General features: G+C 64.0%; 12 protein-coding genes. 4 read left to right on the plus strand and 8 right to left on the minus strand.

From position 1 onward, the window contains the following. Entirely contained in the window at positions 1 to 891 is an 891-nt protein-coding gene (locus AC5Y5C_RS17180; protein ID WP_499974388.1) for an alpha/beta fold hydrolase, read from the plus strand. Here the strand turns inward: AC5Y5C_RS17180 and AC5Y5C_RS17185 are convergent. Both AC5Y5C_RS17185 and AC5Y5C_RS17190 read right to left on the minus strand, forming a co-directional pair. Further along, on the minus strand, positions 860 to 2,233 hold the full coding sequence (locus AC5Y5C_RS17185) for an ABC1 kinase family protein (RefSeq protein WP_499974390.1): 1,374 nt from the start codon (positions 2,231 to 2,233) through the stop codon (positions 860 to 862). The two genes, AC5Y5C_RS17180 and AC5Y5C_RS17185, sit on opposite strands and share 32 nt — an antisense overlap. After that, positions 2,230 to 2,958 (minus strand): TetR/AcrR family transcriptional regulator, encoded by a 729-nt coding sequence (locus AC5Y5C_RS17190; protein ID WP_499974674.1) that lies wholly within the window; start codon positions 2,956 to 2,958, stop codon positions 2,230 to 2,232. The genes AC5Y5C_RS17185 and AC5Y5C_RS17190 overlap by 4 nt, the downstream gene beginning before the upstream one ends. A 183-nt stretch (positions 2,959 to 3,141) precedes the next feature. On the opposite strand from AC5Y5C_RS17190, the gene AC5Y5C_RS17195 reads away from it, so the two are divergent. The 3 genes from AC5Y5C_RS17195 (at position 3,142) to AC5Y5C_RS17205 (ending at position 6,223) form a co-directional block, all read left to right on the plus strand. Further along, a complete protein-coding gene (locus tag AC5Y5C_RS17195; protein WP_499974393.1) occupies positions 3,142 to 4,050 on the plus strand; it encodes a metal-dependent hydrolase in 909 nt (302 codons plus the stop codon). Then, positions 4,047 to 4,367, plus strand: a complete 321-nt coding sequence (locus AC5Y5C_RS17200; RefSeq protein ID WP_499974395.1) for a 2Fe-2S iron-sulfur cluster-binding protein — start codon at positions 4,047 to 4,049, stop codon at positions 4,365 to 4,367. Before AC5Y5C_RS17195 ends, AC5Y5C_RS17200 begins: the two co-directional genes overlap by 4 nt. Before the next feature lie 113 nt (positions 4,368 to 4,480). Next, positions 4,481 to 6,223, plus strand: a complete 1,743-nt coding sequence (locus AC5Y5C_RS17205) for an N-acyl-D-amino-acid deacylase family protein (RefSeq protein WP_499974398.1) — start codon at positions 4,481 to 4,483, stop codon at positions 6,221 to 6,223. Here the strand turns inward: AC5Y5C_RS17205 and AC5Y5C_RS17210 are convergent. The 6 genes from AC5Y5C_RS17210 to AC5Y5C_RS17235 form a co-directional block, all read right to left on the minus strand. Beyond that, positions 6,220 to 6,720: a nuclear transport factor 2 family protein gene (locus AC5Y5C_RS17210; RefSeq protein WP_499974401.1), complete on the minus strand. Its 501-nt coding sequence runs from the start codon at positions 6,718 to 6,720 to the stop codon at positions 6,220 to 6,222. The two genes, AC5Y5C_RS17205 and AC5Y5C_RS17210, sit on opposite strands and share 4 nt — an antisense overlap. 90 nt (positions 6,721 to 6,810) lie before the next feature. Further along, a complete protein-coding gene (car, locus tag AC5Y5C_RS17215; RefSeq protein ID WP_499974403.1) occupies positions 6,811 to 10,374 on the minus strand; it encodes a carboxylic acid reductase in 3,564 nt (1,187 codons plus the stop codon). 53 nt (positions 10,375 to 10,427) lie between these two features. Further along, positions 10,428 to 14,003: a carboxylic acid reductase gene (gene car / locus AC5Y5C_RS17220; protein ID WP_499974678.1), complete on the minus strand. Its 3,576-nt coding sequence runs from the start codon at positions 14,001 to 14,003 to the stop codon at positions 10,428 to 10,430. Between the two features lie 300 nt (positions 14,004 to 14,303). Continuing rightward, complete coding sequence (locus AC5Y5C_RS17225) at positions 14,304 to 14,885, minus strand: class I SAM-dependent methyltransferase (RefSeq protein ID WP_499974680.1); 582 nt, start codon at positions 14,883 to 14,885, stop codon at positions 14,304 to 14,306. 57 nt (positions 14,886 to 14,942) lie between these two features. Further along, entirely contained in the window at positions 14,943 to 17,000 is a 2,058-nt protein-coding gene (locus AC5Y5C_RS17230; RefSeq protein ID WP_499974405.1) for a hypothetical protein, read from the minus strand. Positions 17,001 to 17,161: 161 nt separating this feature from the next. Then, a complete protein-coding gene (locus AC5Y5C_RS17235) occupies positions 17,162 to 17,731 on the minus strand; it encodes a GNAT family N-acetyltransferase (RefSeq protein WP_499974407.1) in 570 nt (189 codons plus the stop codon). Positions 17,732 to 17,739 lie beyond the last annotated feature (8 nt).

A 17,739-nucleotide genomic window follows, 5' to 3' on the forward strand; every position in this document is an offset into this window, starting at 1 on the left:
ATGTTGTCGCGATTCACAATTGACGGACAGAGTATGGCGTACACCCGTACGGGTGCGGGCAAGCCAATACTCTTCCTGCACAATGGCGGCACCTCAAAGGAAATCTGGACCGAGCAAGTAGCGGCGCTCAGCGGTCAATACGAGGTGATCTGCTTGGACCACCTGGGCTTCGGAGAGTCCGATATGCCCGAGACCGGGTACACGATTGGCGATTATGTGTCCCGGCTGTCCGCGTTCATCGATCATCTGGGATACGAACGCATTTCGGTCGTGGGTACCTGTATGGGTAGTGCGATGACGCTCTTGCTGGCCGAGCAACGCCCCGAGGTCTTCGATTCCTTGGTGCTCATCAATCCGCTGTCGGAGAACACCGCGCGCCGGGGTGTTATCGGGTGGGTCATGCCCGTCGCTGCCCGGTTTCCGAAGCTTTCCATGGCGATCGCGCGGCGAGTGTGGGTTCCGCGCATGCTCACCAACCTGGTTGTCGTCGCTCAGTGCGCCCCGCGAAACTGGTTGCGGGCCATCCGCTCGCCGCTTGCGGGTATGCGAGCAGCCGGGCGCGGCTGGAGTGTCCGCGGCCGGCTTGCCTCGATGGCCGAGATGTTCGCAAACCCGTCGGCGCTCGGAGCGGTCGACCGGCTCCGGCCAGGCACGGACTTTCCACGCTTCGCGGTGGTGTGGGGTGCGTCCAACCTGGGGCTCTCACCCGCGGCCGGCCGTGCGCTCAACGTGACGTTGCGCCCCGACCGTGTGGAGTTCTTGCCCCAGTGCGGTCATCTGCCGATGATGGAAGCTCCCGGCAAGGTGAGCGCGATCATTCGCGAATTCGTAGGCGCCGCACCGGCACGTGGCCGCGACGCTATCGGCGAGACTCGCGCCACTGCGCAATGATGCGCCCGACTTCGGTGGCCGGCGGCTCGTCGTAGATCCACTCGCGGGCGATGCGATGCCAGTTTCCGGTGACATTGAGTTGGCCGAGCACGCCGAAGGTGTAGAAATCCGCGCGACGCGAGAAGATGTGCTCAGGAGGCAGGTTTTGCCTGCGCATTCCTGCGAATTCACTGGAACGTGGGTCTACCGCGAGAATCATGGCGCTCGAAGCGATTTCCGGAGTGATGGTCATTTCCTCGTCGACAAGATTCCACCCCGAGGCCGCATGGCAGTACTCCAGACAGTCCTGGGGGGTGACGTCCGAATGGGGGTCGACGACCCCGCGTCCCACCATCGCGTCGTACATGTCCTGGGCGCGGCCCTCGGTGGCGGCGCGCATGATCGTCCGTTCGAAGTCGACGTGTTCGGGGTTCATTCGGTTGTACAGCCCGAAGTCCACGAATCCGAGAGTTCCGTCGGCCGCGCGCAGAATGTTCCCCGGATGGGGGTCGCCGCAGAAGTCGTTGTCCTGGAACAGTGACCCGATATAGAAACGGAAGATCAGTTCACCGATCCGGTCGCGTTCGTCGTCGTCGAGTGTCTGCATGAAGGGAAAGGACTGCCCGTCAATGAACTCTGTTACGAGAACCTGTGACGTGCACATCTCGGGTACGCAATGGGGGATGACGATGAACGGATGCCCGCGGTAGCGTTCGGCGATCTCGTGTTGCGTGCGCGCTTCGCGCGGATAGTCGAGCTCGCTTTCCAAATTCATGGAGATTTCGTCCATGAAGGCCGAATTCGACAGCGTCGGTAGCGCTTTACGCCAAAACTTCGTGAACAGCGCGAGGTTCTGCATGTCCGCGTGCACGGCCTCGTCCACCCCGGGGTACTTGACCTTGACCGCGACCTCGCGCCCGTCGTGCAGGACGGCTCGGTACACCTGGCCGATGGAGGCGGCGGCGACCGGAGTTTCGTCGAAATCACGGAAGTTCTTCTGCAGCAAGCCCAGGTTGGACTCGATGATCGGGCGCATCACCGAGAACGGCTCGCGCGGCGCCTGATCGCGCAGACGGGCCAGCTTCTGGCGGAAGCGCTCGCGATGAGCCTCCGGCACCATGTCCACTTCCAGCATGGAAAGCAGTTGGCCGAGCTTCATCGCCGAACCCTTGAGGCCGCCCAGCACGGTCACGAGCTGATCGGCCGCCTGCAGCGTAGAACGTTCTGCGAGCAGCTCGCGCGCCTTTTCGGATCGCCCGATCATGGACAGTCGACTGCTCGCGGTGCGTACCGCCTGCCCGGCCGCCAACTTGCCGAGCGCACGTCCACGGGTGATGCGTGCCAGGGGAACCCCGTCGGTCATGCGGTGCCGCCGTGCGTGCTGGTGAACGCCAGGTGCAGCGGCCGGTCGGGATCAAGGGTCAGGCCGTTGAACTCGGCGATCGATGCGGCGAGCCCGGAGAGAACGGTGGTCAGGTACTCCACGAATCTCTCGATGGGCATCGGTTGGGCACGTTGCTGATTGGGGCCCAGGAACCATTCGGTGGCGGTGCCGATGGCACCCGCGGCAGAGCTGACCGCCAGGTCGGCGTCGTCGATGTCAACCGTCTCGTCGTCGATCGCATTCGACAGTATTTCGGCGATATCGTGCGTCATCTGCTGTGCGGTCTCTACCAAACGCTCGGTACCGTCACTGGAATTGACGAAATGACCATGGACGATGAAGCGCAACACATTCGGGTGATCCGAAATCATGCGCGCGTACTCTTTGGCGCCATGCTCGACTAACTCGCGGGCCGAGTCGGCCATCAAATTGATCCGATCCATCGCCGCGTTCCAGACCATGTCCTGTACGCGTTCCAGCACGGCACTGTGGAGATCGGCCTTGTCTTCGAAATAGCGGTACAACTTTGGTTTGGCGACCCCGGCCTCCCTGGCGATGTCGTCCATACTGACGGTGGAGCCGATGGCGTCGATGGCGCGAAACGTGGCATCCAACAATTCTTCTCGGGCGACCTTGCGGCGGTCGCCGCGCCGGGCGGCGACAGGGCCGACCTTCGACGCGATGGCTGTGCTCACGCTTTCCACGCCTCTCATCACCAGTGATGGTACGTGTGCCCGGCCCCTGGTTCGCCAGTTCGGGCCGGACACACATGTGCTGCCTATTGTGCTACCGCCGTGCGGTATGGATACTACCAGTAGTACTCGGAGTACTAGTAAGAAATCGCCAGGTCAGACGTCAATGGAGACGTCCCAGGAAGGAGTTCCGTCATGGCTGTTGTCGAGCAGGGGCGGCGGGGAGTTGCGGCACGCGAGTTGCCCAAGGTGCGCCGGATGAACTTCCGGTTCGGTGAGCCGGCCCCGATGAAGAAGCACTACGTCGAGGGCGACATCGTCTTCAGTCACTTGGTGTCGCTGCTTTCCGGTGCGTTTCCTCCCGGTGAGGAGTCCTTCATCAGGTCCGTGCGCAACTACGCAGACCAGATCACCGACCCGGTGTTGAAGAAGCGGGTGGCGGCTTTCATCGGGCAGGAGGCCATGCACGGCCGCGAGCACCGCAAACTCAACGAGAAGATCATCGATATGGGCTACCCCTTGGTCCGGATCATGAACTTCGAGGAGGGCAGTCGGCGCGAGAAGTTCGTCATCGCGCTGGAGAAACGTGTCCCCAAAATCGCGCATCTGGCGATGACTGCTGCCGCCGAGCATTACACGGCGGTGCTCGCGCAGCGAGTGCTCTCCAGCGCTGAGCTGCAAGAGATTCCGATGTCGGACGAGGTTCACCACCTCCTGAACTGGCATGCGATGGAGGAGCTGGAGCATAAGTCGGTCGCCTTCGACGTATACCGCGCAGTGGGCGGGCCAGAGTCGGTGCGCGTTGGCGTGATGTCACTGATTTGGGCGGGCACGCTGCCCTTGATGACCCTGGCCGTCTTGACGTCCATTCTCACCGACCCGAGTGGCTGGAAGCCGTCGGCGGTGCTGCGGCAGACCATGGATCTGTACCGCGGCCCGCTGGTGAAGGGTTTGATGGGCGATATCGCCGAATACATGCGTCCGGGATTTCATCCTGATGACATCGACACCGAAGAGCTGCTCAAGACATGGCAGGGAATCCTTTTCGGTTCCGAGGGTGAGCTCAATGATCGCTTGCCGGGGCGCCGTGCGGTGGGCCGGTGACCGCAGAAGCCATCCGGGTCACCGGCGACGACACGACCGGGAACGCGGTCCTGGAGGTTGAGATCTACGGCAGCACACATGTTTTGGACTGGCCGAGGGGCAAGAAGCTGCTCGACGTACTCCTGGACGCGGGGATCGACGCACCCTATGTGTGTCGCGAATCGGCCTGTGCCACCTGCATGTGCTCGGTGCAATCGGGTCAGACGCGGATGCTGATGAACGAGTCTCTCATCGACAGCGAGGTGGCCGAGGGGTTCACGCTGGCCTGCCAGACGCTGCCGGAATCTGACCGGGTGCAGATCTTCTTCGACGCGTGAGCAGGGACCTCGCGCCTTGTGGCGCCCGTGAAGGCACAGCCGGGCCTTCACAGGTGGGCATGAATCAGCACAGATAAGCTAGGTATCTGCTGATCGAATGAGGTGGATCGACTATGGCGACATTTGACCTGCTGGTGCGTGGCGGCCTGGTGTTCGACGGGACGGGTGCACCCGGCCAAACTCTGGACGTCGGGGTTCGTGGCGGCAAGGTGGTGGCCATGGAGCCTGGGCTGTCGAGTGCCGACGCCGACGAGGTCATCGATGCCGACGGCAAGTGGGTCATCCCCGGAATGGTCGACGTGCATACCCACTACGACGCCGAGGTGCTTGTCAGTCCGGGGCTCGGCGAATCGGTGCGACACGGCGTCACCTCCGTCATCTACGGCAATTGCTCGATGTCGGCGGTGTATGCGGATCCAGAGGATGTCGCCGATCTCTTCGCCCGGGTCGAGGCCCTGCCGTGGGATGCGGTTCATTCAGCCCTGAAGGAGCACAAAGACTGGGACGGACCACGCGGATACCGCAAGGTCATCGAGTCACTTCCATTGGGCGCCAACGTCGCGACACTGATCGGGCACTCAGATATCCGTGCGGCGGTCATGGGTCTTGCGCGTGCGACCGACTACGACGAACGCCCCACATCCGAGGAGCTGGCCCGGATGCGGGCCATGGTGGCCGATGCGCTCGACGCCGGTTTCGTCGGCCTGTCCACCGACAGGCTGCGTTTCTCCAAACTGGAGGGCACCCGGTTCGCGGGTCGACAGTTGCCGTCCACCTACGCGACCTGGCGTGAGTACGGCGCGCTCTATGACGTGGTGCGCCGGCGCGGCGCGGTGGTGCAATCGAACCTCGACGTGGAGAAGCGGCCCGAGACGGTCATGCACTTCCTGCTCAGCGGTGCTCGGCCCTGGCGGCGTGCGCTCAAGACCACGCTGCTGGCGGCCTTCGACCTGAAGAGCAACCGGTCGGTGATCACGCTTCTGAAGGCGGCAACCGGTGCCCTGAACCCGCTGCTGCGCTCGCAGGTCAACTTCCAGCTGCTGGCGGTGCCGTTCCATCTGTACTCCGACGGCATGGATTTGGTGATCTTCGAGGAGTTCGCCTCGGGCACCGCGGCATTGGATATCCGCGATCAGCTCCAGCGGGTCGATCTGATCAAGGACGAGGGATATCGGCGACGGTTCCGCAAGGAGATGGCTCAGAAGTACGGCGTGGTGGCATGGAATCGCGATATGTACGACACGGAGATCGTTGGCTGCCCCGACGAATCGGTGGTAGGCAAGTCGTTTGGGCAGGTGGCAGACGACCGTGGGGTGCAGCCTGTCGACGCCTTCCTGGACCTGGTGTCCGAGTACCCGGGGAAGGTGCGCTGGCATACCACTATCGCCAATGACCGAACCGACGTCCTGAACGAGGCCATCAAGTACCGCCACTTCCAGCTGGGCAATAACGACTCAGGTGCGCACCTGCGCAACATGTCTTTCTACAACGCGGGGCTGCGGCTACTCAAGCGTGTGAAGGAGGCCGGCGAGGCGGGCGTGTCCTTCATGCCGCTGGAAGCGGCGGTGCACCGGCTCACCGGCGAGCTCGGCGGGTGGTACGGCCTGGACGCCGGCCGCCTGCGGGTCGGGGACACAGCCGATATTGCTGTGATCGACCCTGCGGGCCTTGATGATTCGCTGGAGGAGTACCACGAGCGGTACATGGACGAGTTTGGCGTGTCCCGGCAGGTGTGCCGCAATGACAAGGCGATCGCGGCCACGGTCGTCGGTGGGCAGCGGGTGTACTCCTACGGCACCTTCGTCGAGGGCTTCGGCAGCACGGTCAAGGCTGGCCGGTTCCTGGCCGCGAGCTAGCTCAACCAGCCCATGTTCTTCCCGAAGGTCTCGGCCGCCGGAGACAGTGAGCCCAGCTCGCTGCTGCGCTGCACATAACCTTGGATGGCAACCATGAACTGCATCGGGTTGTAGACGTCTTCCTCGTTGGCCCATTGGTTGTCGCCGGCGTAGCGGAAGATGCTGATATTCGCTGCTTCCCAGATGCTTCCGTCGCCAGGATCCTTCATCCGGTTGACCAGCTCGCAGATGACCCAGCCGTGTTCCTCGTCGACCACATGCCAGTTGGAGAAGTAGTGCGGCATCTCGGCCCCGGGGAACTCCGACATGGTCTTGACCATGGATTCGCGGATGGCCTCGCGGCCCTCGAACGTTCCGTAGGTCGGTTCGATATAGCTGGCGTCTTCGGCGAACAGGTCGGCGTATGTGGCCCACTCACCCTTGGGCCCTATCTCATCGACCACCCGAAGGTGATGGTCGAACATGCTCTGCAGCTCGTCGCGTGACCACTGTCCCATGGCGGGACACTAACACCGGTCACGAATCCGAATCCGGGCTTTTGCCGGTATCACTCCGGAATTGAAAGCGGCGCACAGAAATTCGCGTGACTACAGTAGGCCGAGCTGTTCGAGGTCCGTTGCGTACTTGACGATAAGATCCTGGGTGAGGTGGGGGATGTCGATGTCCTGGACGGCCTGGACGCCTTCGCGGAATCTGGTCGCGGGTATGAAAGCCCCGTTGTGCGCGTGCTGCGGGTACCGGTACGCGTGCAGCAGGGGGAGCAGGGAGTGCTGTTTTTGTTTTTCGGGTAGGCCGCGGATGGCGGTGTCGAAGCGGTCGAACCACTGGCTGTAGTTGTCGATGCGCTGGATGGGGTAGCCGGCGTCGATGAGCCAGTCGACGAAGTTGTCCAGTGAGATGCCGTCGGAATGCGGGTTCACCGAATCGTAGGTCTGAAATCCTTCAGACGACCCAACCGCGGTGCCGAGGGCGGTAATGGCTGATGCCGTGAAATCGGCTGGCAGCCCGTCATAGTGGGCGAGCGGACGCTCACTCGTCGCCTGTTTCTGGTAGAACGAGCCGGGGGCGATGCCGGTGGCGATGAGGCTGAGGATCAGGCGGGTGAACTGGTCGGGGACGTTGAGCTGGCCGGTGTAGTGGCTGTGGGCCAGGATCATGTCGGAGCGGAACACCGCGACCGGCAGGCCGCAGAGGTCGTGCGCTTCCCGCAGCAGCACCTCGCCGGCCCACTTGGCATTGCCGTAGCCGTTGGCGTACCCCTCGTCGATGGGCCGGACCGCGCTGATGGTGCGGATGTCGGAATCCTCATCGAAGACCCCGGGATCCACCGACATGGCCACGGCGACAGTGGACAGATAGGTGACAGGCTTGATCGTGGTGGTCAGCGCCAGTTTGATGATCTCCGCGGTGCCAACGACATTCGGGCCGAACAGCTGGCCATAGGGGAGCACGTGATTGACCAGGGCCGCGGGGTGCACGATGACGTCGACGGTGTCGGCCAGGCGCTGCCAGGTGTCCGCATCGAGCCCCAGGTTCGGGTCGCCGATATCGCCGGGTAGTACCTCCAGGTGTTTTTCGGCCAGCGCCCGGAAGTGCGCCAGCAGCTGCGCGTCGCCGCTGTCGAATGCCTCTTCCAGACGGCGGTAGGCGGCGTCGGCGTCCTTGCCGCGGATGATGGCGATGAGCGTGCCGCCGGTTTTGTCCAGGCGTTCAAGCCATTCCAGTGTCAGGAACCGCCCCAGGTAGCCGTTGGCTCCGGTGAGCAGCGCGGTCTGCGGGACTCCGACCGCTCGGGGGAGCGCGGGGGCCGCCCGTAGCGTGGCTTCATCGATGAACTTGTCCAGGGTCAGGTCCGCGGCGCGGATCTCGGTATGCCCGGCGCCGTGCACCGTCTCGGCGGTGGGCCGGGCCAAATTCCCGTCTGCTTCACGGCGTTTGTCAATAATGCGCGCGATGGCGGTCACATCGTTCGCGGCGCTGACGATATCGCCGACCGGAACGTCGACGGCGAAGATGTCGCGGAGCAGATCCGAGAATGACAGGGCAGAGAGCGAATCGCCGCCGAGGTCGATGAAATGCGCGTCCGGGCTAACCTCTGCCGCGGACAGCCCCAGTAGCGCCGTCACCGCACGTTGCACGGTGTCGAGGACTGGCTTGCCCTCGTGTCCGGCCGCGTGCAGCGCCTGAAGTTCGAGCGCCTGGGCGCTCGCGATATCGGAGTACAGCTGTTCGAGACGGGCACCGTACTTCTCGTGGAGCTTGGGGCGAGCCAGCTTCGCGATACCGGTCAACAGGCCGTTGGCGGCCGTGAACGGCTCTGTCTCCAGCAGGAAGTCGCGGGGCACCTCGTAGGGTTGGAGCTCGGCATCGCGGGCCACCTGCTGAAGTGACTCGGCGATCAGGCGTCTGAGTAGTTCGTCATCGCCGTGGCTTAGCTCGAACGCCTCGGAGGTCGGTACCACCACGGCCAACAGGTACGATCGCTCGCTGCTTCCATAGACGCAAATCTGGTGCACCAGTGGGCTGTTGGCATACTCGGCCTCCAAGTTGGCGATCGCGACGAACTCGCCCTGCGACAGCTTGATGACATTGTTGCGCCGGTCGACGATCTGGATCTTGTCGGGTTCAAGCTCGGCGACGATATCGCCGGTCTTGTAGTACCCATCCGGATCGAACACATCGGCCGTGACGTCGGGACGCTTGAAGTAGCCGCCGAACACCGACTCGGCCTTGACGAGCAGCTCACCGCGCGGGTGCGGCTTGTCGGTGGAGAAGTAGCCCAGCTCGGGCACATCGATCAGCTTGTAGTCGATGACGGGCGGACGCTGGATTCGTCCGTTGCGCACAATGACCCCGGCCTCAGTGGATCCGTAACCGTCGGTGATGCGGGCATCCAGGCAGGATTCGATGAATGCGGCGAGCTCTTCGGACAGCGGCGCCGATCCGCAGACGATGGTCAAAACGCGTCCACCGAAAAGGTTTTCACGTATCTCGGCCTTGACCTCCGCGTCGAGGTCGTCGAGGTCGGCCGCCGGATCCACCCCGGCACGGCGTTCGACCTCATTGCGGTAACGCTGAAAGAGCATGTCGCACACGCGGGGAACGAGCGTCACCACCGTGGGGCGGGTAAGGGTGATGTCTTCGAAGAGGGTGGACATATCGCTGGACGCCGCGAAGTAGGCGAGGCCACCACAGGCCAGCGCCGTCACCAGGCTGCCGCGTCCCATCACGTGACTCATCGGCATGAAGTTGAGGTTGATCAAAGGAATTTCGGCCTTCGAGCTCAGCGTATCGGCTCTCAGCCAGGGTTTGGCGACCATCTTCTCGGTGTATGTCGCGCCCTTGGGGGTGCCCGTGCTTCCCGAGGTGTAGATCACGAGAGCCAACGGGTCGTCGCCTTCGGCGGCGGTAAACAGGGGAGCCTCCGGCAGGGCGCGCCCATGCCCGACCACCGCGGATATCACGTCAACGGAAATCGGCAGACCGGCTTCGGCGATCCGGTGCCGAGCCGATTCGATGCTCTCGCGCTGCGCATCGACACCGGGGTGGTAGTCGAAGACCGTGATATGCCGCAGGGACGGCGTAACAAGTGCCGATTCCGTTGCCGCGTCCAACAACTCGGCGCTCACGGCCAGTACTGACGGCTCGGATTCGGCAAGGATCGCGGTCCAATTGGATGCGGGTGCGCTGGTCTGCAGCGGTACCGCCACAGCGCCCAGATGGATGCACGCGAGATCGACCGCGGTGTAGTCGACGCTTGTGAAGCCGAGCATCGCAACAAAATCGCCGGCCCGCACCGGAGCGAGGGCATCGTGATACCAGGCGGAAGCCAGTGCACGGGCCATACCCCACAGCTCGCCGTAGGTCACGGTCTCGAACTCGGGGAGCGGACGTAGCGTCGAGCGCCCCGCCTCGCCGGTGACGAGCTCCTGGGCCCGGTGTCCGAGGGCGGGGCGGTCGGCGTACCCGTCCATGATGGTGGCGACTACCTGTGCAAGCCGCAGACCGGGCACCGCGACGGCGGCGTCCACCGCAGTGTCGGGTTTGGCGGCACAGAACTGTGGATCCTCGGTGAAAAGACGCCTCACGCGGTCACCCAACCGCTGACGACGTGCTTCCTTCGTATGAGCAGCGGTGGCGTCGATCGTCATATCGGGCAGCTTACGAAACCGTAGATTCTGTAAGCGCGCGGGCTCGCCTGGACCTACAGGAGACCGAGCTGTTCGAGGTCCTTGGCGTACTTGACGATCAGCTGCCTCGACAGGTGGGGAATGTCGGTCGTGCCGTCCTGCCCGACCGTACCGAGTCCCGCCGCTTGCACCGCGTGCTGGAAACGCTTGGCCGGAACAACCCCGTGGTCTTCGGCGCCGGAGGGCTGTTCGAACGCGTGCAGCAGGGGGAGCAGGGAGTGTTGCTTTTGTTTTTCGGGTAGGCCGCGGATAGCGGTGTCGAAGCGGTCGAACCACTGGCTGTAGTTGTCGATGCGCTGGATGGGGTAGCCGGCGTCGATGAGCCAGTCGACGAAGTTGTCCAGTGAGATGCCGTCGGAATGCGGGTTCACACAGTCGTACGTGACATACGCTTCGGGGCCCTCCGGCACCTGCGTGCCCAACGTGGTGATCGCCTCGGCGGTGAAGTCACCCGGCAGCCCGTCATAGTGCGCGCGCGGGCGCTCGCCCGTCGCCTGTGCCTGGTAGAATGAGCCGGGGGCGATGCCGGTGGCGACCACGCTGAGGATCAGGCGGGTGAACTGGTCGGGGACGTTGAGCTGGCCGGTGTAGTGGCTGTGGGCCAGGATCATGTCGGAGCGGAACACCGCGACCGGCAGGCCGCAGAGGTCGTGTGCCTCTCGCAGCAGCACCTCCCCGGCCCACTTGCTGTTGCCGTAGCCGTTGGCGTACAGCTCGTCCACGGGGCGCACCGCGCTGATGAGCCGGATATCGGACTCTTCGTCAAAGGTGGCAGGGTCGACATATGCCGCGACCGCGACCGTCGACAGATAGGTGATGGGCTTGATCGTGGTGGTCAGTGCCAGTTTGATGATTTCGGCGGTACCAACGACATTCGGGCCGAACAGTTGCTTGTAAGGCAGCACATGGTTCACCAGCGCCGCGGGGTGCACGATGACGTCCACGGTGTCGGCCAGGCGCTGCCAGGTATCGGCCTCCAGTCCGAGGTTCGGATCACCGATATCACCCGCGAGCACCTCGAGGTGCTTTCCGGCCAGCGACCGGAAATGCGCCAGCAGTTCGGTGTCGCCGGTGTCGAACGCCTCCTCAAGGCGCCGGTAGGCGGCGTCGGCGTCCTTGCCGCGAACGATGACGATCAGCTTGCCGTCGGTCTTATCTAGGCGTTCAAGCCATTCCAGTGCCAGGTAGTGGCCCAGGTATCCGTTGGACCCGGTCAACAGCACGGTCTGCGGGACCGCGACAGCTCTGGGGAGAGAGGGGGCCGCCCGCAGCGTGGCCTCGTCGATGAACTTGTCCAGGGTCAGGTCCGCGGCGCGGATCTCGGTATGCCCCGCTCCGTGCACCGTGTCGGCGGTCGGCCGGTTGCCGCCGGAATGACGTTGCTCATCAACGAACTTCGCGATGCCACTGAGGTCGTTGGCGGCACTGACGATGACGCCGACGGGTACCTCGACGGCGAAGATGTCGCGCAGTAGATCAGAGAAGGAGAGGGCAGAGAGCGAATCGCCACCCAGGTCGGTGAAGTGTGCATCCGAAGGCAGCACATCGAGTTCAGCCGAAGAGACACCCAGCAGGGCCTGTGCGGCCTTGAGCACCGTCTCCAGCGCCGGCTTCTCGGGATCGTAATCGGAGCGCAGCCGGTGCATTTCCAAGCTCTGCTGCTCGGCGATGTCGGCGTACATCTGCTCTAGCCGATCGCCGTAGTACGACTTGAGATTCGGGCGCGCCAGCTTGGCAATACCGGTCAGCAGGCCGTTGTCTTGGGTGAAGGGCTGTGGCTCGATGATGAAGTCACGCGGGATCTCGTAGGACTGCAGTTGGTTCTCCCGGGCGATGTCCTGCAACGAGTCCGCGATGGTCGCCTTGAGTGCTGCCTCGTCGCCCTGGGCGGCCGCGACGGCCTCCGGTGTCGGCACCACGACAGCCAGCAGGTAGGACCGCTCGCTGCTGCCATACACGTAGATCTGATGCACCACAGGGCTGTTGGCGTACTCGGCCTCCAGCGTGGCAACCGCGACAAACTCGCCCTGAGACAGTTTGAGCACATTGTTGCGGCGATCGATGATCCGGATGTTGTCGGGTGCGAGCTCGGCCACAATATCGCCGGTCATGTAGAAACCGTTCTCATCGAAGACGCCGGCGGTCACCTCGGGACGCTTGTAGTAGCCGAGGAACATGCCGTCGGTCTTCAGCAGCAGTTCGCCGCGCGGGTGCGGCTTGTCGGTGGAGAAGTAGCCCAGTTCGGGCACGTCGACGAGCTTGTACTCGATAACCGGCGGGCGTTGCACGACTCCGTCGCGGAACACCATGCCGGCCTCGGTGGATCCATAACCGTCGGTGAGGCGCAGCTCGAAACAGGACTCGATGAATTCGCCCAGTTCTTCGGACAGCGGTGCGGAGCCCACCATGACCGCCAGCACGCGGCCGCCAAAGAGGTTGTCGCGGATCTCGGCCTTGACCTCGGCGGCCACCGCTTCCGGATCAGCGGAGTGACCGCTGGCGAGGCGACGATCCACCTCCGTCTGGAACCGCTGGAACACCATGTCGCAAACGCGGGGTACCAGGGCGAGTGCGGTGGGGCGGATCAGCTCCATGTCTTCGAAAAGCGTTGACATGTCACTGGATGCAGCGAAGTACCCGAGTCCACCGGTGGACAGGGTCGAGGTGAGTGTGCCGCGCCCCATGATGTGGCTCATCGGCATGAAGTTCAGGCCGATCATGGGCAGGTTCTCGGTGCCGGCCATGACGTCTTCACGAATCCACCAGCGGCGCACGATGTTCTCGCTGTGCATGGCACCCTTGGGGGCCCCGGTGCTGCCGGAGGTGTAGATCAGCAGCGCCAGTGGATCGTCGCCGGGGGAGGGTGCGTAGAGCGGGGCCGCGGGAAGCTCCGCGCCGCGGGCGATCACCGCATCGAGTGTCTCGATGGCGATTCCGGTTCCCGCGAGCTGTGCACTGGCGGCGTCGAAGGCTTCGCGTTGCGCATCGACCTCGGGGGTGTAGTCGAACACCACGACCTGCTTGATCGACGGGGTGGCGAGTACGGATTCCAGTGCGGTGCCGATCAATTCGACGCTCACTGCCAGGGTGTTGGGCTCGGCCTCGGCAAGAATGGTGGTCCATTGCGAAGTCGGCGCGCTGGTCTGCAGAGGAACCGCGACCCCACCCAGAATCATGATCGCCAGATCCAAGACGGTGTAGTCGATGCTGGTGAACCCCAGGGTTGCCACCAGATCGCCGCCCCGGACGGGATGGATCGGGTCATGGTGCCATGATGCAGCGACAGACGTTGTACGGGACCATAATTCACCATATGTGGTGGTGTCGAAACGGGGGAGCAGACGCAAGACGGTCCGGCCGTCATGGTCGGTGACCAATTCCCGTGCACGTTCGCCCAATGCGGGGCGCTCGGCATATCCGGTCATCAACGTTGCGATGGCCTCAGAGAGGTGTAGTCCTGGGCGCAGCACCTGCTCGGCGACCGCGGGGTCGGGCTGGGTGGCACCGAACTGGGGATCGCTCTCGCGCAGATTCTCGATACGACGGGCCAGCTGCTCCAGCTGCGGGTCGGTCTCGTTGGTCACGGTCATGGGCAGCCTCACATCAACAGGGTGTTCTTTGGAAGTCTGAAAAGTAGATTACCTAAACTAACGATATCTCCCGATATGGTATTCCTCACACGGGCTCCCACTGTCCGGGAGGCGCATGCACCGTCAGCCTCGACGTGAGGACGGTTTGCGCACATGTCAGCCAATGCGACGGATTATCTCGCCACGAGCCATGGCGGAAGGTGTCATGGCTCATGCAGAGGTTGCTGACCAGAATCGACCGGGCGCCGAGCGCTCCAGGGTCTGAGTGAAGAGCTGGCTGGGACTCAGAGGTCCTCGGTGTCAGGTTCGGGTGAACTCTACGATGTCGCGCCACCGGCTTCCGGTCGCGGACGCAAAGGCGAAACCCGCTGGTTCGGCGAGCGCGCGCAGTTCGGAGATGCCCACGCGATCGGGGTCGAGGAAGATCTCCTGGAAGACCAACCGTCCGCCGGGCTTGAGCGCCTTGTGCAAAGACCGGATGCACGCCCCCTTATCGGGGACCTCGCCGAGCACACTGGCGAGGAAGGCGACGTCAAACGACTTGTCGGGGAAGGGAAGTCCCTTGCTGGCGTCGCCCGAGTGGAATCCCGCGTTCCGGTAACCGGCCCGGTCGAGCTTGTGTCTTACCTTCTCCAGCATCTCGGGCTGCACGTCGAACAGGGTGAGATGGCCGGAAGGGAGTCGGGGGGCGATCTGCACGCTGAAGATTCCCGGCCCGGGGCCGATCTCCACGACTCGTTCGTCGCCGCGTAGCGCTAACTGCTCGGCGACGCGCGCGGGATTCACGAACTTTCGATGAATCGGGTTATCGAGCATGAAGGCCGCCTGGTGTGGAAACGGGAAGTCGCCGACCCTGCGCACCTGGCGTACCACGGTGTCCATCCATGTCGTAGCCATGAAATAAGGGTACCCTTATTTCATGCCTGGGTGGGGCTCTCGCTAGTGGTGGCCGCCACCGCTGCCGCCACCGCCGCTACTGCCGCCCGAACTGGGTGCCTGTGTCGCCGTGCTGTACGCCGGTGCCTCCCGTGTCGGTGCTTCGCGCGATGGTGCCTCACGCGTAGGGGCCTCCCGGGCGGGTTCGGGCGCCGACGCACGTGAGGGAGGTGTCTCCCGCTCGACGGGTGCCTGCTTCGTCGGAGCCTCGGTAGGAGCCGGCTCTGCTGTCGCCCGCGGTGCGGGTGCTTCGGACGTCGGGGCCTCATAGGTTGGCGTGCTGCGCTGCTTGGTCGGTTCGGGAGCAGTCGACGGTTCGGGCGTCTCCGATGGTGGTGTGGTGGCCGTTTGACGCGGAGTCGTCACCGGCGTTTCGTGAGTCGGAGCCGCCGATGTCGTCACGGGTGCGGATGTCTCGTCCTTCGGCGTGGGTGCCGGAGGCGCCGAAGTCGGCGCGCTGGTGGTAGCACTGACTGAAGGCCCGGATGTCGGGGCCGGTGCGTGTGACGGCTCGGTCGACGGGGCCGGACTTGAGGTGCTGGACGTCGCGCGCGGCTCCGTGGATGGGGCCGGCGTCAGTGGCGGGACTGTCGGCAGTGACGGGGGCGTGAAATCCTCGGGCACTTGCTTAGGCGGCACGGTAGGCGCTGGCGCCGTCAATACCGGTGGAGCGGAGGGCTTTACCTCGGCAGGGGATGCCGGTGTCGGAGACTTCTCAGGAGCCGGGGCGGGATTGCCGAGTTCCTTGCTGAAGTTTCGGACCGACTTCGTCGACAGATCCTTGATGAGATCCCCGGATGGGCGTGCCGACTTGTCGTCGGTGATGAATTGCGCGAGTGACGCATCGAGGTTCACCACCGGCTCGGCCAGCGCCGGGTGGTCGGCGACGCGGGCGGTGCTGGCTACGGGTGACCAGTCCCGCTCTAAGGGGTTGTCCCAGCTGCGATTCAGGTTCCAATCCCGGTACTGAGTGGGATCGATCCCATGCGCCTGATCCCACAGGTTGCGGCTGTACACCGGGTTGGTGTTCTGGAACTTCCACTCGTAGTACTCCCGATACGGGTGGTACCTGTCGTACCAGCCCTGGTCGCGGGGGTCGTCGTCACGGAATTGTCCCCACTCGTTGCGCCCGTCTCGATCGCGGCCGTCGCGGTTATAACCCGACCAGTTATAGCCGTCCCAGTTGTAACCCGACCGGTCATAGCCCCACCGGTCATAACCCCACCGGTCATAACCCCATCGATCGAAGCCCATGAAGTCGAATCCGTACCGGTTGAAGCCGGACAGACCCCAGTTGAACCAGTCCAACACGTTGTATCCGTAAAGCAGAGACCACGACGGGTCATAGCTGCCCAGATCGAGCAGGTTGGGCGTCAACGGTGGCGCGACGGGAGCCGGCCAGTCGGCAACGGGATCGACAGGAATTCCGGGAGGCGGGGGGGCCGAATAGGACTGCGGTGCGGGGCCGGGTGCGCTCGCGGCGGTGGCATAACCCCAGCTCGGCGGCGATGGGGCCGAAGCGACAGGTCCCACGTTGGCGGCCAAATTCGCGTCGGTATTCACCTCCGGCGGCGCGGGCAGCGCGGGAAGCTGCTGGGCCTGTTCCGGCGTGTACTGGCGCAGCTGCTGAGTGAGCTGCAGATAGAGGTTCTGCAGCGTGGTGCGCTCATTGGAGGCGGAGACGAACTCCAACCCCCGTTTGGCCTCGTTGAGCGAGGTCCGGGCCTCGGTGAGCTGATCGGGTGAGGGCTGCTTACCGTTGCCCAAGATGTCCTGGGCCTTCTTGAGTGGGGAGACCACGGCACGCACCGCGACGTCCTGGGAGTGGCCGGTGAAGACGGTTCTGTTCAACGCCCACAACGACTCGCCGGGTTGGGCGCCGTAGGCCGCGCCCATAACCACCGCTACCAGCAGGCCGATCAGTGTCCCGAAAGCCGCGGCACGCAGCTGTGACTCACCGGGTACGTACTGGCTCCATTGCGCGGGTGGTTCGGGGTCGCCCTCAGGGAACTCCCAAGCCCGCATCGCCGTGTCCTCGACGGGAGGCGGAACAATCGTCATGTCAAACCCTCTGCACTACCGGCGCCCCCGCCATACCGGGCGGAGACAACTATCAGCACCAATACACACCGAACTCTAGGTATTCCATCGCCAGGGTAGTCGGGGTCGTTACCGATTCTCAGCGATCCGATGGGTGCGCCATCAGCGACGTTGGCGCGCAATCAGTCCCGGTACATCGCCCACAGCGTCGGGCCGTCGGGCGCCGGTTTGATCTCGTCGACCACGGTGAAACCGAACCGTTCGTAGAGCGGGTTGTTGCGGATATTGGAGCTCTCCAAATACGCCGGACCTTCGATCTGGTCGATCTGATGTTTGATGAGCGCTGAGCCGATGCCTCTGCCGGGGACGGCGGCACCGATGGTCGCCAGATACCAGTGCGGGTGCTTGGGCCGGACGGCCGCGGCAGCACGCGCCAGGGCAATACCGCGGAAGACGCCAAGCCGCACCGCGCCGAGCAGCAACGGGATGGCCCGCATCCTCTGCGCGCCCGGCGGCTCCCAGCGCGGGGGATCCCAATGCGCGGCCCCGACCGCCACGCCGTCCTCGTACAGCAGGTACTCGCCTTGGCCCGAGCCGTGCAGGGCCAGCGAGATCCCGCGGAATATCCCTTGGTCACGCCGGGGGTCGGAGTTCACCCATCGGACCACGGGATCGTCTGCGAATGCCGTGGCGATCACCCGGTGGGCAACGGCCTCATTGGTGGAGTCGAGGTCTCGGATCTCGCGGGTCATATGTGTTG

The sequence above is a fragment of the Mycobacterium sp. NGS15 genome, assembly GCF_059813245.1.

What these genes read in the sequence shown, in the direction of transcription:
- AC5Y5C_RS17195 (WP_499974393.1), top strand. Translation starts at nt 3,142, where the DNA reads ATGGCTGTTGTCGAGCAGGGGCGGCGGGGAGTTGCGGCACGCGAGTTG.
- AC5Y5C_RS17225 (WP_499974680.1), bottom strand. Translation starts at nt 14,885, where the DNA reads ATGGACACCGTGGTACGCCAGGTGCGCAGGGTCGGCGACTTCCCGTTT.
- car (WP_499974678.1), bottom strand. Translation starts at nt 14,003, where the DNA reads ATGACCGTGACCAACGAGACCGACCCGCAGCTGGAGCAGCTGGCCCGT.
- AC5Y5C_RS17205 (WP_499974398.1), top strand. Translation starts at nt 4,481, where the DNA reads ATGGCGACATTTGACCTGCTGGTGCGTGGCGGCCTGGTGTTCGACGGG.
- AC5Y5C_RS17185 (WP_499974390.1), bottom strand. Translation starts at nt 2,233, where the DNA reads ATGACCGACGGGGTTCCCCTGGCACGCATCACCCGTGGACGTGCGCTC.
- AC5Y5C_RS17210 (WP_499974401.1), bottom strand. Translation starts at nt 6,720, where the DNA reads ATGGGACAGTGGTCACGCGACGAGCTGCAGAGCATGTTCGACCATCAC.
- AC5Y5C_RS17230 (WP_499974405.1), bottom strand. Translation starts at nt 17,000, where the DNA reads ATGACGATTGTTCCGCCTCCCGTCGAGGACACGGCGATGCGGGCTTGG.
- AC5Y5C_RS17235 (WP_499974407.1), bottom strand. Translation starts at nt 17,731, where the DNA reads ATGACCCGCGAGATCCGAGACCTCGACTCCACCAATGAGGCCGTTGCC.
- AC5Y5C_RS17180 (WP_499974388.1), top strand. Translation starts at nt 1, where the DNA reads ATGTTGTCGCGATTCACAATTGACGGACAGAGTATGGCGTACACCCGT.
- car (WP_499974403.1), bottom strand. Translation starts at nt 10,374, where the DNA reads ATGACGATCGACGCCACCGCTGCTCATACGAAGGAAGCACGTCGTCAG.